Below are 17,208 nucleotides of genomic sequence, written 5' to 3' on the forward strand. Positions count from 1 at the left end.
AGTCCCGTCCACTCCGCCACTTATTGAAAAGCCCTGCTAGAAATAGCAGGGCTTTTTCACATCTGAAAGAAATTACTTTGTCCTCAAATAAAACCCGCTACTCGCGTTTTATTCTAAGAAAGCCATTGAGAGACTCCCGTTTGTGTAACTCGCTAATTTACTCCTACCTCATTCCATTAAGTATGAATGTACATGTTGTCGAATGTATGGCACGACGTTTTCTTCAAACCAAGGATTACGTTTTAGCCAAAGAGTATTGCGCGGTGATGGATGTGGTAGAGGGATATATTGAGGAGCCCATTGTTGCCATGCTTTGACGGTATCAGTGAGATTTTTCGGTTTGTTTGGTAAGTAATAATTCTGGGCATACTGACCGATCAGCAGAGTGAGTTCTATTCTAGGAAGCAGATCAATGACTTTTTGATGCCATTGTGGCGCACACTCTTTTCTTGGTGGAAGATCGCCACTGCTTGCTTTGCCTGGATAACAGAGCCCCATTGGCATAATGGCTATTTTAGTCGCGTCATAGAAAACCTCGTTATCGATTTGTAGCCATGAGCGCAGTCGTTCTCCACTAGGGTCATTCCAAGGAACGGTTGTCTCGTGCACCCTAAGACCGGGTGCTTGCCCGATAATAAGGATACGGGCATCTTGATGAGCTTGTATGACTGGATTTGCACCGAACGGCAGTTCTGGTTCGCACAAGTGACATTGGCGTATTTGTGTTAGTACGTTTGTGAGCATTAGTAGCCTTTATCAAAGTCAATGCAGTCCTGAAGTGTATAGCCTTGTTCCCAATGCTTGTAATGTCGAGCAAAGATGTCGACAACTTGCTCAGGGAAACTCAGTGCTGCGATGTGAGGGGTTATCGTGATCTTTGGGTGCTCCCAGTAAGGGTGAGACGGCTCTAAGGGTTCCTGCTCAAAAACATCAAGAAAAGCATGCTCTATAAAACCATTATCTAACGCAGAAATCAGGTCATCTTGTACAATACTGTTCCCCCTACCAACGTTAAACATCAGAAATCCATTTCCTGCAGATAAAACTTGTCGGTTAAATATGCCGATTGTGTTGGCAGTATTTGGTAGTGTACTGACGACAATGTCTGATTTTTCAATCGCACTGCTTAACTCATCAATATGGTAAATCTCGTTGAATGGAGAGCCTGGTGTAGGGATCCCTCTGGTGTTGACTCCAATCGCTCTGACACCGAAAGCCGTTGATACCTTAGCTAAGTGTTCACCTATTGTCCCTGTCCCTACGATGGTGATTGTTTTCGTGTCGAGTGTTTTGTATTGATAAGGATTCCAATGCTGTTCTTTCTGCTGCGCTTTGTATTGTTCAAAGTGCCGATAGTGTTTTATTGCGAAACCAAAAACGTACTCTGCGATTTGCTGACCAAAAATCCCTTTCACATTCGTTAGCTGATAGTCTCGACGTAAGCTATCTTTCATTAAGGCATCGATGCCTGCGTAAACAGATTGAACCCATTGTAAGTTTTCAAAATCATCTAGCTGTGAAGCCAATAGCGGTGGAGAAGCTAAAACTAAGTCGGCGTGTTGTTTATTGTCAGTCAGTTGTAAGTTTGGCAGCGCTAAGGATTCAATCAGCTTTTGATAGATTTCGTTTTGCTCAGTTAAGATATAGAGTTTTTTCGTAAAAATGTTCATAGGCTTTGCTTTTTTCCCTGCTGGTTATCAAGTAAACTGCCGCTGTATTTTTCTGCAACCAATTGAGCCAATATGCTAAGAAACCCACTTCAGCTTCGTCTTGAGAAGTTAGAACCTTGGAAACAGATAACTTTCATGGCTTGTCTGTGTGAGCGTATGTATCCAAACTACGCGATGTTTTGTGAAAACACTCAGTTTGCTTCAGCTCGTACTTATCGTGACATTCTCGATAGTATCTGGGAACAACTAACCGTCAAGACTGCGAAGGTTAACTTCGATCGTCAACTTGAGAAGCTGGAAGAAATTATCCCAAGCTCTGAAGATTTCGACTTCTACGGTGTTTACCCAGCGATTGACGCATGCGTTGCTTTGTCGACGCTTATTCATGGGTTGCTTGATCGTGATGATCTTTTTGAAAGTATGCAAAAAGTAAGTCAGCAGTCAGTAATGACGGTTGCACAACTAGAAGAAGTGCAGACAGACGTCGAGATTACTGATGAAAACCAAAAGGATAACGAAGCTGTATGTGCTGAGTGGGACGTTCAGTGGGCTATTTTCCGTCCTTTGAAAGATGCTGAAGAACGCGATATTGAATTGATTAAAGATCTTCGAATTGAGCTCAAAGAGGAAGGCGTAAGCAATATTGGTATTGCTCTTTAAAACGCATTAAAAAAGGGAGCTTACGCTCCCTTTTGTTTTTTATGACTTGTCTTTATTACCCGAGTCAGATTCGTTGTCATCTTCTTCATCGTCATCACGGCTTTCAATTACGCCGTGCTGTTTTTTCCACTTTTCCCAGCGTTCGAATGCGAGTTCTTGCATGTCTGTAGTGCTATCAGCTTCGTCGACAATCTCTTCACCAATAAGGTGCTCAAAAATGTCTTCTAAGGTTAGCAAGCCTTGAACTGTGCCATATTCGTCAACGACAAGCGCCAATTGCAGGCGTTTAGAGAGCATCTGATCGAATGCTTTAGGTAATGGCATGTTATTCAAAATAACATGCACAGGACGCATTACCGCTCCAAGTTGCTTCTCGCCGCTACCCGAGTGTTTAAGTTTGAATAGCTCTAAGCGATGCACAAATCCGACGATATTATCGTTGGTTTGGCTGTAGACCAATGGACGAGAGAATGGAGTATCACGGTGTTCTGTTAAGAACTCTTTGATCGTCATCTCTGCATCAACACGGAATACAACAGGACGCGGTGTCATTACTTGAGTCACTGGAACATCTTGAATGCCAAGTAAGTTACTTAGAATTTTTGATTCGCCTTCAGCAAACTCTCCACTTTCTTTTGCGAGTAATGCCATTGCAGATAGCTCATCACGCATTTTTGGAGCTTCATGACCACGAGCTAGGCGCTTGGTGATTTGCTCTGAGAACCATACAAATGGCGTGAGCAGCCAAACCATCCAACGTAGGGTGGTGGCAGAGAATGGCGCAAGTTGACGCCAGTATGTTGCACCAATCGTCTTAGGTACAATTTCTGACAGTACGAGAATTGCTAAGGTTAGTACGCCTGAGAATACACCTAGCCATTCACTACCAAATACCACAGCCGCTTGCGCACCTGCAGTCGCTGCACCAATGGTATGAGCAATGGTGTTTAATGTCAGAATGGAGGCTAATGGACGGTCTATATCTTTCTTTAGAGCCGCAAGTTTATCCGCTGCAGGGTGCCCTTGATGGCGCATTTGAGCGATATAACTAGGGCTGATACTAAGTAAGACCGCTTCTAAAACTGAACAGACAAAAGATACGCCAATTGCGACACTGACGTATATAGTTAACAGCAACATATTGTTCCTATGATAGTTATAACCACGACCTAATTTTGCTGCGAAATGCTATCACTGTTCAAAACGAAAGCAAGTTCATTATGCCTGGGCATTATTGGTGTGTGTATTATTTAGTCGTTCAAGCCCCGTAATATCAGGCTTCGCGTAACTTGAACGGGTTATAAATAAGGTTAAATTGGTTGAAAAACAAGTATTGATTATGGTTCAGCTAGTAACAATTTGTGAGTTATTACTCATATTATGGTTAAAAGTAAGGCGATGAAGCCAAAGAATGCTTACAAACCTTTGCCAGATGGGGCATTTATGTTTTAGAGTGAGTTGAATTCGATAACATAATGAGAAGGGAAACCTAATGAACAAGACCCAATTAATCGACTTTATCGCTGAAAAAGCAGACCTATCAAAAGCACAAGCTAAAGCTGCTCTTGAAGCAACTCTTGAAGGCGTGACTGGCGCACTTAAAGAGGGTGACCAAGTTCAACTAATTGGTTTTGGTACATTTAAAGTGAACCACCGCGCTGCACGTACTGGTCGTAACCCTAAGACTGGTGCTGAGATCCAAATCGCAGCGGCTAATGTTCCTGCTTTCGTTGCTGGTAAAGCACTTAAAGACGCAGTGAAATAATTTAATTTACGCCAAGGTCAGTGTTGATCTTGGCGTTTGCTTGAAACTATGAAAAAAATTCTCCTTCCTTCACTAATCATCTCTTTCCTTTTCGGCTGCTCTGCCGATATTTCTAATTCAACACTTGAAACAACGCTTCAACACTCTGGTGGTCAGAGTATGGGTGATGCGACGAGTTTGTATTGGTTTACTGACCGACTTACTGTTCCACTCAGTGCGGCTGACTATGTCATTGCAGGCGATTATGGGTGGTATAAAAGTAATTACCGCTGGGAAGAGGGCAATGTTCGAGAGCTGATTCGTGAAGGTGAGCAATTAAAAACAGCTAATGGTTTGGTTCCGTACAAGATTCATGTGCGTTTTAACCAGCAGGGTGAGGCTGTTTATCAGCAGTACCGTCTAGGTGGTAAAATTCTGCCATTAAAGCCTGCGATGTTGGAACAGCTTAAGAATGAGGCTGTTAATGTGGCTGAAAAAACCAAAGCGCAAGATAAGGCGGGTTTAGGTTTAATTCAGGGTTACTGGGATGGTAAAGAATTTGAAACCTGTACTGGTGAAGAATTTGAAAAGCTGGAATTTAATCAAAACCTACCGAGTTTTATGGTTAACCGATTAGCTGGTATCGACAGCTATATCGCTTTTGTTGGCAACAAAAGTGGAAACAGTTTGATAGTTGACGATCTATTGATGCTAACGGATGACAGCCAAGCCTGTATTGAACGACCGAAAATGCTAGAAGAATAAAAAAGGCGCTCTAAGAGCGCCTTTAACGTTGATAATAGAGTTAAGCCTTGTTTTCGCGCTCAATCGCTCTGTAACCGATATCATTGCGATAGAACATACCATTCCAGCTAATTTGTTTAGCAAGCTCGTAAGCACGCTTCTGCGCCTCAGAAACGGTATTCCCAAGGGCCGTTGCACACAATACTCGTCCACCATTGGTAACGATGTCACCAGAGTCATTATCTGTGCCCGCATGGAAAACTTTCTCACCTTCGATTTCCACTTGAGGTAGCCCTGATATTACATCACCTTTGTGGTAATCAGCAGGGTAGCCACCTGCTGCTAGAACGACGCCAATCGAAGCGCGTGGGTCCCATTTTGATTCCACTTGATCTAGCTTTTTATCAATTGCGGCTAAGCACAGTTCAACCATATCTGATTGCATGCGCATCATAATTGGTTGTGTTTCAGGGTCACCAAAGCGGCAGTTGTATTCGATCACTTTTGGTGTGCCATCTTTATCGATCATTAAGCCAGCATACAAGAAACCAGTATAAGGGTTACCTTCTGATGCCATACCGCGAACGGTTGGGTAGATAACTTCTTGCATAATGCGGTCATGGATTTCTGCAGTAACCACAGGAGCAGGTGAATAGGCACCCATACCTCCCGTGTTTGGACCCGTGTCTTTATCACCAACACGTTTATGATCTTGGCTTGTTGCCATAGGCAATACGTTCTCGCCATCAACCATAACGATGAAGCTTGCTTCTTCACCTTCTAGGAACTCTTCAATCACAACACGGCTACCAGCGTCACCAAACGCATTGCCTGCCAGCATGTCTTTAATCGCATCCTCGGCTTCTTGCAGTGTCATCGCGACAATAACGCCTTTACCAGCGGCAAGGCCATCGGCTTTAACGACGATAGGAGCGCCTTGCTCACGCACGTAAGCGAGTGCCAGCTCAACGTCAGTAAAGTTGGCATAAGCACCGCTTGGGATTTGATGACGCGCTAAGAAATCTTTGGTGAACGCCTTAGAGCCTTCAAGTTGCGCAGCCGATTGAGTAGGACCAAAGATAGGTAGACCAGCCGCTTGGAATGCGTCAACCACACCGATAACTAAAGGTGCTTCAGGACCAACAATTGTTAGCTCAATCGCTTTTTCTTTTGCGAACGCAACCAGAGCCTCAATGTTTTCTACATCGATAGCGACATTCTCTAGTTTCGGTTCAAGTGCTGTTCCAGCATTACCCGGGGCAACGAAAATAGTTTCAATGTTTGGGTTTTGCGCGACTTTCCAACCCAGTGCATGTTCACGACCGCCAGAGCCAATAATTAATACCTTCATTTTTTATCCTTTGATAGCTGCGCCATATTGCTAATCTCAGTGTCGAGTTTGCTCATTTATATTTATAAACTCCGCGAACTCTCCTTGATTTTAACAATATGGCTTTGCTCTAAAATGAAAAATTCTGTCTTAAGTTCTTACCAAAACTTAATCACATTGTTCGATGTATTTCCCAACATCTCAGGTGAGATATGTTGAGTTCTCTTTAAATCAGTGCCGTTAACGCAGCCACAGCGCTCAATACGAAGAGTGGGATTAGTGGCGGAAGTGACGCATGCCAGTAAAGATCATCGCCATACCATGTTCATCGGCTGCTGCGATAACTTCGTCATCACGCATCGAACCACCCGGTTGGATGACACATTTAATGCCCGCTTCTGCCGCCGCATCAATACCATCACGGAATGGGAAGAAAGCATCGGAAGCCATTACGCTTCCAGCCACTTCTAAGCCTTCATCTGCTGCTTTAATACCCGCAATTTTCGCTGAGTAAACACGGCTCATTTGACCGGCGCCGACACCGATAGTCATATCGCCCTTAGCGTAGACAATCGCGTTTGATTTGACGTATTTAGCTACCTTCCAGCAGAACAGTGCATCCTTTAGTTCTTCATCGGTTGGTTGGCGTTTAGAGACAACTTTCAAATCATCTAGAGTGACCATGCCTTGGTCACGGTCTTGAACTAGCAGACCACCGTTAACGCGTTTGACATCAAAACCAGTGGTTTTCGTTGACCACTCGCCACACTCAAGTAGGCGCACGTTTTTCTTCGCAGCGACAATGTCTACCGCCTCTGCTGAAACTGAAGGTGCAATGATCACCTCAACGAATTGGCGCTCTACAATCGCTGTTGCAGTTTCTGCATCAAGTTCTTGGTTGAAAGCAATGATGCCACCAAATGCCGAAGTTGGGTCTGTTTGATACGCGCGGTTGTATGCCTCAAGAATATCTTTACCTAGAGCCACACCACATGGGTTGGCGTGCTTAACGATCACACATGCAGGTTCATTGAACTCTTTGACACATTCTAAAGCGGCATCGGTATCAGCAATGTTGTTGTAAGAAAGGGCTTTGCCTTGGATTTGACGAGCAGTGGAGACAGAAGCTTCTTGAGGATTTTCTTCCACATAGAAAGCGGCATCTTGGTGGCTGTTTTCACCGTAGCGCATGTCTTGCTTTTTGATAAACTGCTGGTTGAAAGTACGTGGGAATTGGCTCTCTTCATCCCCTTCTTTGTTCTCACCGTAAGAAGGAACCATAGTGCCGAAGTAGTTAGCGATCATGCCATCGTAAGCTGCTGTGTGCTCAAATGCAGCAATCGCGAGATCAAAGCGAGTCTCAAGCGTGAGTGATCTTTCGTTGTGATCCATTTCGGTAATAACGCGGTTGTAGTCAGATGCGTTTACAACGATAGTGACATCTTTGTGGTTTTTCGCCGCAGAGCGAACCATAGTCGGACCACCGATATCAATGTTCTCTACCGCATCAGCCAGTGTGCAGCCTTCTTTTGCGACCGTTTCGGCGAATGGGTAAAGGTTTACTACAACCATATCGATAGGGTTGATGCCGTGTTTTTCCATCACACCATCATCTTGACCGCGACGCCCAAGTACGCCACCGTGAACTTTTGGATGTAGGGTCTTAACGCGACCGTCCATCATTTCAGGGAAACCAGTGTAATCTGATACTTCGGTTACTGAGATACCTTGTTCAGCCAGCAGGCGTGCTGTACCACCAGTAGACAGAATGTCGACCCCGTGCTCCACTAGAGCTCGAGCAAACTCAACAATACCGGTTTTGTCTGATACGCTGATAAGCGCACGGCGAATAGGGCGAGCGTTATTCATGCTTCCATTTTCCTCAAATTCACGAATTAAAAGATGTTTGCCAAAAATGAACTTGTTTCTACTTCATGAGGTAGAATATTGGCCAGTTTTGGTAAAGACCTTTTGCCATGTCAAAGAGCTTAAAGCGCTCTGAATTTGATGGCGCACATTCTAACTAAATTATTACAAAAAAGCTCGCGCAATCGTTTGGCATCGCAAAAATAATTATGTTTTGCGCCATTTTCTCGTTTTAAAGTAACGAGACAGTTAATAGGAGAAGTTATGTTTCAGATAGGAGAGTTAGCCAAGCGCTGTGGTGTAACGGCTGATACGCTTAGATTTTATGAGAAAAATGCATTAATTAAACCAGCAGGCAGAAGTGATTCAGGTTATCGCCTTTACAGTGCAGAAAATCAAAAGCAGGTGGCATTTATCTTAAGAGCCAAAGATCTGGGCTTGAGTTTGGACGAGATAAAAGAGCTGTTAGAGATAAAATTAGAAGCAACAGAGCATAGTTGTGCCGAAGTTAAAGCTATTACCACGGCAAAGCTAAAAGTTATTGATGACAAGATTGAAGAGTTGACCCGCATCCGAAGTGCTCTGAAAAAAATCAATGATGCTTGCTGTGGTGAAATTGAAGACGATGCTAGCCACTGTTCAATATTAGGCGCATTAGCGAGTGAAGACGTCGCTAAATCTTGTAGTCACCATCATAAATGATGCTGGTGGTCATTAATTAAGACGCTTTGAGAATGCGCGTTTTGGCTGCTGAGTGGATTTTGAGATCGGGTAGAGTGTCGTGATAAATTGTCACTTGATCACGCCCCATTCGCTTCGAGTAGTACATCGCAGTATCAGCATTGATCAGTAGTGCTTTAACGGAATCGACTTGCTGATTGAACTCCGCAATACCAATACTCACCGTAGGGTAAATGTCATGGCCATCGACTGGACACACAGTAGAACGAATTGATAAACGGATTCGCTCGGCAACATCAAATGCTTGAATCGCATTAGTGTTACTCAATACCACCCCAAACTCTTCCCCGCCTAATCGACCAATGTGATCACTATTGCGGATCTGCTTTTGGCAAATACTAGCAACTTGCTTTATTACTTCATCCCCCGATAGGTGGCCGACCATATCATTGATCTCTTTAAAGTGGTCAATATCGATCATTAAGCAAACCAAATGCTCGTTTTTATCTGGTAGGGAGCTAAAAGCTTGTTCTAGTTCTAGCAGAAATGCTCGGCGGTTTAATACGCCCGTCAACTCATCGGTTTCAGACAGCTTCTTAAGTTTTTTCTCAAGAAGGTGGGTTTGAGTGACGTTACGCACTGACCACATCACTTTATGTGAATCGTCATTGATTGGCGCAATATAATTGATAATGGCTTCAAACCAGCTTTCTTCTGGTATGTCGGCATTGTGCAATTCTTCGAGTGAGAGAAGTAAATGATCTTGCAGCTTTAAACTGTACCTCACCACCAACGTCTCTCGTTGCTCAATGACTTGATCAATACAAGCTTGCAGTTCCGCAGCTTTGGCTGGAGAAAGTACCTGATCTAAAGAAAGACCAATGTAGCTTTTCGCATCGAAATTTTCGGAGTTGTACTGACCACCATAACTGTCAACGTATAGACCATTCTTATCCAAAATAAAGACATGATCGGGCAAGGCGTTTAGAATGAAATCTAACCACTGCTCTCGACTGTTAAACATAGAATGCCTTAAATCTAATAAAAATGGAAAACTCTCATTCTATCGTAATAATTTGAGAAGACAATTTACTTTACTCACACTTTAACTAATTATTTTTACAGGGATTGTTAACTGACTTGATGCGTTTGTGCGCATATAGTGAATGAGGTTTGAAGTGCTGTGGAAAGGTATTTTCTTTGAGGCGTTCTGATCAAAATCGTATGATTAATGCTAGCAAGAAAAAAGGTCATGCTATTGCTAGCATGACCTCTTAAATTATTGATCAACTAATCGAAATTAGTTCATGCCGTATTTTTTCAGTTTCTTACGAAGAGTACCGCGGTTGATGCCCATCATCGTTGCTGCGCGAGTCTGGTTACCGCGAGTGTATTGCATGATGGTGTCTAGTAGTGGCTGTTCAACTTCAGCTAGAACTAACTCGTATAGTTCTGTAACTTCCTGACCGTTTAATTGAGCAAGATAGTTTTTAAGAGATGCTTTAACAGAATCACGTAGTGGCTTTTGCGTGATTTGATCTTGTGAAGTAACTGTCGTTACTGTTAATGCTTCTGAAGTTAGATTTTGTTCGAACATATTCGGTCTAGCTCTTCTCGTAATTATGGTGCAACGTTATCAAAATAACCTTCTAACGCTTCAAGTTGCTCTACAGCAACATCGATGGCGTTGAAGGTACGGCGAAACTCGTTAGCCTGCTCATGTTCTTTTAGGTACCAACCTACGTGCTTGCGCGCGATACGAGGACCTAAATACTCTCCATAAAAATCATGTAGAGCGTTCACATGACCAAGCATAATGCCTTTCACTTCCGCAATTGGAAGTTGTGGCATTTCGGTGCCGTTTTCCAAATAGTGTAGGATTTCCTGGAAAATCCAAGGACGACCTTGGGCAGGGCGTCCAATCATCAGAGCGTCTGCACCGGTATAATCCAGTACAAATTTCGCCTTCTCAGGGCTATCGATATCACCGTTAGCAATAACCGGGATTGAGATGGCTTGTTTTACCGCCTTAATGCTGTCGTATTCTGCCTCACCTTTGTACATACAAGTTTTGGTACGCCCGTGTAGAGCTAAAGCTTGTATGCCGCAGTCTTCGGCTAATTTAGCGATATGGACACAGTTTTTATTTTCTGGGTCCCAGCCAGTGCGAGTTTTTAATGTCACAGGGACATTGACTGCACCTACTACCGCTTTCAGAACATCTTCAATAATGTCTGGATACTTAAGTAGTGCAGAACCGGCTAGCTTCTTATTCACTTTTTTAGCTGGGCAACCCATATTGATATCGATGATTTGCGCACCGTTTTCAACACTAAACTGGGCTGCTTCAGCCATTAGCTGGGGATCAGATCCTGCGATCTGTACTGAGCGAATGCCCGATTCGCCTTCGTGTACCATGCGTTGTTTTGATTTAGCTGTCTTCCAAAGCTTTGGATTGGAGGACATCATTTCACTGACAGCCATACCCGCACCATAGCGGAGACACAACTCACGAAAAGGTCTATCCGTTACACCCGCCATAGGGGCGACGATTAGTTTGTTCTTGAGTTGATGATTACCTATTTTCAAAACGTCTTCACAGTTCTGTACCAGCAAGGGCGCGCATTTTACGCATTTTTTCACTGCGTGAAAAGACTAATATTTGAGCATTTACAAATTGTTTTGTTAATTTGTATGAATTTCAGTCAATTAGCGCTAAAAACCTTACCTAGCCTTGCTTGCGACCAGAGATGCGACACCATTCTGTTTGGGCTTTTATCGGATCGATGTGAAGCTCATCACGGTAATAGTTGGCAACATCTTCTGCTTGAGTGTCAAGTACACCAGACATCGCTAGTAGGCCATTTGGCTTAACCAGACCTTTAATGATTGGTGAGAGTTCGCGTAGTGGAGCGGCCAGAATATTGGCAACCACAACGTCTGCAATCATGTTCTCAGGCTGATCTTGTGGCAGGTATACATTGAGCTGGTCGGCAACGCCATTACGCTCTGCGTTGTCTTTAGAAGCCAATAGCGCTTGAGGATCAATGTCGATCCCGATAACTTTTTCCGCACCAAGTTTGATCGCCGCGATCGCAAGAATGCCAGAGCCGCAGCCAAAGTCGATGACGGTTTTACCAGAAAGATCGATACTTTCTAGCCATTCTAGACACAGCGCTGTGGTTGGGTGGGTACCCGTACCAAATGCAAGACCAGGGTCAAGCATTACGTTGACTGCGTCTGGCTCAGGAATATCACGCCAGCTTGGGCAGATCCATAGGCGTTCACCAAACTTCATCGGGTGGAAGTTGTCCATCCACTCACGTTCCCAGTCTTTATCTTCTAGTTGCTCTACTTTGTATGCAAAACCTTCCGCTAGCATACCGCTTGCTTGGATTTGGCTGATGATAAAATTGGTGTCAGCTTCGGCATCATACAGAGCGAGGATATCGATATCACCCCATAAGCGAGTTTCGCCTGGTAGAGGTTCGAAGATAGGCGTATCTTTCGCATCTAAGAAGGTTACTGACAGCGCGCCGGTCTCTTCCATAAGCATATCGCTGACCATTTCAGCGTTGTCTTTGGTCGCATTGAGTTTGATTTGAATCCAAGGCATGAGTATCTACTCTTAACGTGGGTGAATCAGAATAATGGCGCAGAGTGTAGCAGCCAGAAATAGAAATGCCCACGCAATGTGGGCATTTTACTCGATTAAGCGAGTGAATTATTGCAGACCAAGTTTCTTCTCTAGATAGTGGATATTCGCACCACCATGCTGGAAATTCTCGTCGTTCATAATAGACATCTGTAGAGGGATGTTGGTTTTGATACCCTCAATGATCATCTCACCCAGAGCATTTTTCATACGAGCGATGGCTACATCACGGTTTTCACCGTATGTGATCAGTTTACCGATCATCGAATCGTAGTGAGGTGGCACTGTGTAACCCGCATAGATGTGAGATTCCCAACGCACGCCCATGCCGCCTGGCGAATGGAAGCGTTCAATCTTACCTGGTGATGGTAGGAAACGCTCCGGATCTTCTGCGTTGATACGGCATTCGATCGCATGACCGCGAATCTTGATGTCATCTTGCGTGAACGATAGAGGCTGACCAGCAGCAACACGCAGTTGCTCTTTGATTAGGTCAACGCCTGTTACCATTTCAGTCACTGGGTGCTCAACCTGAATACGGGTGTTCATTTCAATGAAGTAGAACTCGCCATTTTCATATAGGAACTCGAAAGTACCTGCGCCACGATAACCAATTTCAATACACGCACGAGTACAACGTTCACCGATGAACTTACGCATTTCTTCAGTAATACCAGGAGCTGGAGCTTCTTCCACCACTTTCTGGTGACGACGCTGCATAGAGCAGTCACGTTCACCTAGGTGGATTGCGCCGCCTTGACCATCAGCGATAACTTGCACTTCTACGTGACGTGGGTTTTCTAGGAATTTTTCCATGTAAACCACATCGTTGTTGAAGGCTGCTTTTGCTTCAGCACGAGTCATTGCGATAGCTTGAACTAGGTCTGCTTCAGAGCGCACGACACGCATACCACGACCACCGCCGCCGCCAGAGGCTTTGATGATGACTGGGTAACCAATACGTTTTGCGTGAGCTTTGTTTTTAACGTCGTCGTTATCAAGAGGACCGTCAGAACCTGGTACACAAGGTACGCCTGCTTTTTTCATTGCATTGATTGCTGACACTTTGTCACCCATCATGCGAATGGTTTCAGCTTTAGGTCCAACAAAGATGAAGCCGCTGCGTTCAACTTGTTCTGCAAAATCCGCATTTTCAGACAAGAAGCCGTAACCTGGGTGGATTGCCACCGCACCAGTTACTTCTGCTGCTGAAATGATACGAGGGATGTTTAGGTAGCTATCAATACCGCGCGCAGGACCAATACAGATCGACTCATCTGCAAGTAATACGTGTTTAAGATCGCGGTCAGCTGTTGAGTGTACCGCTACGGTTTTGATGCCGAGCTCTTTACATGCGCGAAGAATACGAAGTGCAATTTCACCTCGGTTCGCGATGACTAATTTATCTAGCATAGCTTCAGCCTCGATTATTCGATTACAACAAGTGGCTGGTCGAATTCTACTGGTTGACCGTCTTCAACTAGGATTGCCGTAACAACGCCTGATTTGTCTGCTTCAATTTGGTTCATCATTTTCATCGCTTCTACGATACATAGCGTTTCACCCGCTTTAACGCTTTGACCAACTTCGATGAATGATTTTGATTCTGGACTTGGAGAACGGTAGAAAGTACCAACCATTGGAGAAAGAACTTGGTGACCAGCAGGTGTTGCTGGAGCTGCTTCAACTTCTGCTGCAACGGCAACTGCTGGTGCTGCTACAGGAGCTGCGACTGGTGCAGGTGCTGCTGCATAGTGAATTGGTGCAGCGTGCATTGGAGCTGCGCCGTGACGACTAATGCGTACCGATTCTTCACCCTCAGAAATCTCTAGCTCAGCGATGCCAGACTCTTCTACTAATTCAATCAGCTTTTTAATTTTACGGATATCCATGTTTACTTTCTCTTTTATCTTGTGAGTAAGACAACCCGTCGAGGTTGCAGAGTGTTTGGTTACTTTGCCTGTAGATGTTTAATCGCTGCAGACAATGCAAATTCATAGCCTTGTGCGCCTAAACCGCAGATCACACCTTGTGCTTTATCAGACAAGTAGGAGTGATGGCGAAATGGCTCTCGGGCGTGTACATTAGACAAATGCACTTCAATAAAAGGGATTGCCACACCAAGCAATGCGTCACGTAGTGCTACACTGGTATGCGTGAAAGCAGCAGGATTTATAATAATAAAATCTACTTGGTTGTATGCGGCATGAATCGCTTCAATCAGTTCATACTCACGATTAGATTGGAGATGCTCAAGCTCAACGTCTGCGCTTGCCGCTTGTAGTGACAATGCATCGATAATTTGGTCGAGTGTCTTCGACCCATAATGCGCCGGCTCTCTTAACCCTAATAAGTTAAGGTTTGGGCCATTCAGAACTAGAATCCGTAATTTTGCTGACATTATGTGGCTATCTTCCTTTATCGTGAGTGAAACGAGTCGGTTCCCTAATATACGATAAATCAGCACGATTTCTTAGTGTAAATCGAGTGATATTTTTCAAATCGTCCACGATTATAGCTAATTCAGCGCAATTAGCAGCAATTTACTGGTCTAATCTCCCATGTTCACCTTTTCGTTATGTAACCGAGATAACATAAACGCTGTACTGAAAAGTAAAATAAATGACAAATCGTCGGCTTTGCGCATAAAAAAGCCGCCACTAGGTGACGGCTGATTAATTATTGAACGGAAGTTAAGCCAGTTCTGCTTTCTCAGCAATCAGCTTATCAACGACGCTTGGATCCGCCAGCGTTGACGTATCACCAAGGTTGCTGGTATCTCCTGTAGCAATTTTACGTAGGATACGGCGCATGATTTTACCTGAACGAGTCTTCGGCAGAGAGTCGGTCCAATGTAGGATATCTGGTGTTGCAATTGGTCCAATTTCTTTGCGAACCCAATCTTTCACTTCTTTGTGTAGCTCTGCTGATGGGAACTCACCGTCGTTGAGTGTGACGTATGCGTAGATTGCTTGACCTTTGATATCATGAGGAATACCAACAATTGCCGCTTCAGCAATCTTATCATGTGCAACCAGTGCTGATTCGATTTCTGCGGTACCCATACGGTGACCAGAAACGTTTAGTACGTCATCAACACGACCGGTGATCCAGTAGTAGCCATCTTCATCTCGGCGAGCACCATCACTGGTAAAATACATACCTTTGAAGGTAGAGAAGTAAGTTTGCTCGAAACGCTCATGGTCACCATAGACGGTACGCATTTGCCCAGGCCAAGAATCAAGGATAACGAGGTTACCTTCCGCTGCCGTTTCTTCGATGATATTGCCCATGTTATCGACTAGAGCAGGCTGTACCCCAAAGAATGGACGCGTTGCGGAGCCTGGTTTTAGGTCGACAGCACCAGGAAGAGGGGCGATAAGAATGCCGCCAGTTTCTGTTTGCCACCATGTATCCACAATGGGTGATTTTTCGTTACCAATAGTTTTGTAGTACCACTCCCATGCTTCTGGGTTGATTGGTTCACCGACCGAGCCCATCACGCGCAGACTGGTTCGTGATGTGCCCTCAACCGCTTCATTACCTTTCGCCATGAGCGCTCGAATTGCGGTTGGCGCGGTATAAAGAATATTGACTTGGTGCTTATCAACCACTTCGCTCATGCGGTTGGTTTTCGGGTAGTTAGGCACACCTTCAAATAGAATCGTTTTAGCCCCGTTCGCCAGCGGACCGTAAATTAGGTAAGTGTGACCCGTAATCCAGCCTACATCGGCAGTACACCAGAAGGTTTCGCCTGGTTGGTAGTCAAAGACATATTTGAAGGTCATGGTGGCATAAACGAGGTAACCACCGGTGGTGTGCAGAACGCCTTTTGGTTTGCCTGTTGAGCCTGAGGTATAAAGAATGAACAGCGGATCTTCGGCTTTCATCTCTTCTGGTGGACAGTCAGCAGAAACTTTTGCTGTTGCTTCATGCCACCAAACATCGCGATGCTCATGCCAATCGATGTCACCACCAGTGCGCTTAAACACCATCACTTTTTCAATTGATTTCACTTCAGGGTTGGTCAGTGCTTCATCAACATTTTTCTTTAGTGGTACCGCTCGACCACCGCGCACACCTTCATCTGCAGTGACGACAATTTTTGAATCTGAATCGATAATTCGACCTGATAGCGCTTCTGGTGAAAAACCACCAAAGACAACGGTATGAACGGCACCAATGCGGGTACATGCCAGCATTGCAATAGCCGCTTCCGGTACCATCGGCATGTAAAGACAAACGACATCACCTTTATGAACGCCTTGCTCTTTTAGAGCATTTGAGAATTTACAAACTTCGTGATGCAACTCTTTGAACGTTAGTGTCTTATCATCAGCTGGGTCATCACCTTCCCAAATGATCGCGACTTCATCACCGCGGGTCGCTAAGTGGCGGTCAATACAGTTTGCAGAAACGTTGAGCGTGCCATCTTCGAACCAACGGATATCAACATGTCCAGTGTCGAATGAGGTGCTTTTTACTTGGGTGAATGGCTTGATCCAGTCAACAATTTTACCGTGCTCACTCCAAAAGCCTTCAGGATCCGTCACTGACTGCTGGTACATGGCTAGATAGGTATCATTATCCGCGTGGGTAGTGGCTTTAATATTGTCTTTAACTGGATAAATGTGGGCTTCACTCATTGCTTCTCTCCTTGTGAATTGAGCAATTCTCTAAACGCCGAAAATAGGGTCGAGGCGATTAAAGTCTCATCTTTTATTAGTCAGGTTTTATGTTGATAAGCTGAAAACCTTGAACCTAGCAATGCTATAACTGTCAATCACAGCGCCTATTTTCACAATTAGACTTTAGGATTAATAAGCTGATGCCGTGATAAAGCGAGCGCTGTTTAGCG

The 17,208-nt window shown here is 44.5% G+C and carries 17 protein-coding genes; 4 read left to right on the top strand and 13 right to left on the bottom strand.

Annotated elements, in window-relative coordinates; all coding sequences use genetic code 11:
• Positions 1-168: 168 nt before the first annotated feature.
• Complete coding sequence (locus H2O73_RS18230) at positions 169-744, bottom strand: uracil-DNA glycosylase family protein (protein ID WP_182110357.1); 576 nt, start codon at positions 742-744, stop codon at positions 169-171.
• Entirely contained in the window at positions 744-1,670 is a 927-nt protein-coding gene (locus H2O73_RS18235) for a D-2-hydroxyacid dehydrogenase (protein ID WP_182110358.1), read from the bottom strand. Before H2O73_RS18235 ends, H2O73_RS18230 begins: the two co-directional genes overlap by 1 nt.
• Before the next feature lie 72 nt (positions 1,671-1,742).
• Here H2O73_RS18235 and H2O73_RS18240 point away from each other — a divergent pair, with 72 nt between their 5' ends.
• Positions 1,743-2,330, top strand: coding sequence for a YjaG family protein (locus H2O73_RS18240; protein WP_182110359.1), 588 nt, complete (start codon positions 1,743-1,745; stop codon positions 2,328-2,330).
• Between the two features lie 39 nt (positions 2,331-2,369).
• Here the strand turns inward: H2O73_RS18240 and H2O73_RS18245 are convergent, their stop codons facing one another.
• Positions 2,370-3,470: a CNNM domain-containing protein gene (locus H2O73_RS18245; RefSeq protein ID WP_182110360.1), complete on the bottom strand. Its 1,101-nt coding sequence runs from the start codon at positions 3,468-3,470 to the stop codon at positions 2,370-2,372.
• Between the two features lie 352 nt (positions 3,471-3,822).
• On the opposite strand from H2O73_RS18245, the gene hupA reads away from it, so the two are divergent.
• Together hupA and H2O73_RS18255 are read left to right on the top strand one after the other, a co-directional pair.
• Positions 3,823-4,095, top strand: a complete 273-nt coding sequence (gene hupA / locus H2O73_RS18250; RefSeq protein WP_040989200.1) for a nucleoid-associated protein HU-alpha — start codon at positions 3,823-3,825, stop codon at positions 4,093-4,095.
• 48 nt (positions 4,096-4,143) lie between these two features.
• Positions 4,144-4,839 (top strand): DUF1481 domain-containing protein, encoded by a 696-nt coding sequence (locus H2O73_RS18255; protein ID WP_182110361.1) that lies wholly within the window; start codon positions 4,144-4,146, stop codon positions 4,837-4,839.
• 40 nt (positions 4,840-4,879) lie between these two features.
• Here the strand turns inward: H2O73_RS18255 and purD are convergent, their stop codons facing one another.
• Complete coding sequence (purD, locus tag H2O73_RS18260) at positions 4,880-6,169, bottom strand: phosphoribosylamine--glycine ligase (protein WP_182110362.1); 1,290 nt, start codon at positions 6,167-6,169, stop codon at positions 4,880-4,882.
• Between the two features lie 255 nt (positions 6,170-6,424).
• Positions 6,425-8,017, bottom strand: coding sequence for a bifunctional phosphoribosylaminoimidazolecarboxamide formyltransferase/IMP cyclohydrolase (gene purH / locus H2O73_RS18265; protein ID WP_182110363.1), 1,593 nt, complete (start codon positions 8,015-8,017; stop codon positions 6,425-6,427).
• 261 nt (positions 8,018-8,278) lie between these two features.
• Here purH and zntR point away from each other — a divergent pair, with 261 nt between their 5' ends.
• Positions 8,279-8,716, top strand: coding sequence for a Zn(2+)-responsive transcriptional regulator (gene zntR, locus H2O73_RS18270; RefSeq protein ID WP_182110364.1), 438 nt, complete (start codon positions 8,279-8,281; stop codon positions 8,714-8,716).
• Between the two features lie 16 nt (positions 8,717-8,732).
• Here the strand turns inward: zntR and H2O73_RS18275 are convergent, their stop codons facing one another.
• The 8 genes from H2O73_RS18275 to acs all read right to left on the bottom strand — a co-directional run bounded on the left by H2O73_RS18275 (position 8,733) and on the right by acs (position 16,996).
• On the bottom strand, positions 8,733-9,719 hold the full coding sequence (locus H2O73_RS18275; protein WP_182110365.1) for a GGDEF domain-containing protein: 987 nt from the start codon (positions 9,717-9,719) through the stop codon (positions 8,733-8,735).
• Positions 9,720-9,995: 276 nt separating this feature from the next.
• Positions 9,996-10,292 (bottom strand): DNA-binding transcriptional regulator Fis, encoded by a 297-nt coding sequence (gene fis, locus H2O73_RS18280; RefSeq protein ID WP_000462885.1) that lies wholly within the window; start codon positions 10,290-10,292, stop codon positions 9,996-9,998.
• A 23-nt stretch (positions 10,293-10,315) separates the two neighbouring features.
• On the bottom strand, positions 10,316-11,284 hold the full coding sequence (gene dusB / locus H2O73_RS18285) for a tRNA dihydrouridine synthase DusB (RefSeq protein WP_182110366.1): 969 nt from the start codon (positions 11,282-11,284) through the stop codon (positions 10,316-10,318).
• A gap of 139 nt (positions 11,285-11,423) precedes the next feature.
• Entirely contained in the window at positions 11,424-12,311 is an 888-nt protein-coding gene (prmA, locus tag H2O73_RS18290) for a 50S ribosomal protein L11 methyltransferase (protein ID WP_182110367.1), read from the bottom strand.
• A gap of 108 nt (positions 12,312-12,419) precedes the next feature.
• Entirely contained in the window at positions 12,420-13,763 is a 1,344-nt protein-coding gene (gene accC, locus H2O73_RS18295; RefSeq protein ID WP_182110368.1) for an acetyl-CoA carboxylase biotin carboxylase subunit, read from the bottom strand.
• Positions 13,764-13,777: 14 nt separating this feature from the next.
• Positions 13,778-14,242, bottom strand: a complete 465-nt coding sequence (accB, locus tag H2O73_RS18300) for an acetyl-CoA carboxylase biotin carboxyl carrier protein (RefSeq protein WP_182110369.1) — start codon at positions 14,240-14,242, stop codon at positions 13,778-13,780.
• 59 nt (positions 14,243-14,301) lie between these two features.
• Entirely contained in the window at positions 14,302-14,751 is a 450-nt protein-coding gene (gene aroQ / locus H2O73_RS18305) for a type II 3-dehydroquinate dehydratase (RefSeq protein ID WP_182110370.1), read from the bottom strand.
• A gap of 292 nt (positions 14,752-15,043) precedes the next feature.
• The gene (gene acs, locus H2O73_RS18310; protein ID WP_182110371.1) at positions 15,044-16,996 is read right to left on the bottom strand and encodes an acetate--CoA ligase; all 1,953 of its coding nucleotides are present in this window, start codon (positions 16,994-16,996) and stop codon (positions 15,044-15,046) included.
• Positions 16,997-17,208 lie beyond the last annotated feature (212 nt).

This window comes from Vibrio marinisediminis, from assembly GCF_014050145.1.
Classification (GTDB): domain Bacteria; phylum Pseudomonadota; class Gammaproteobacteria; order Enterobacterales; family Vibrionaceae; genus Vibrio; species Vibrio marinisediminis.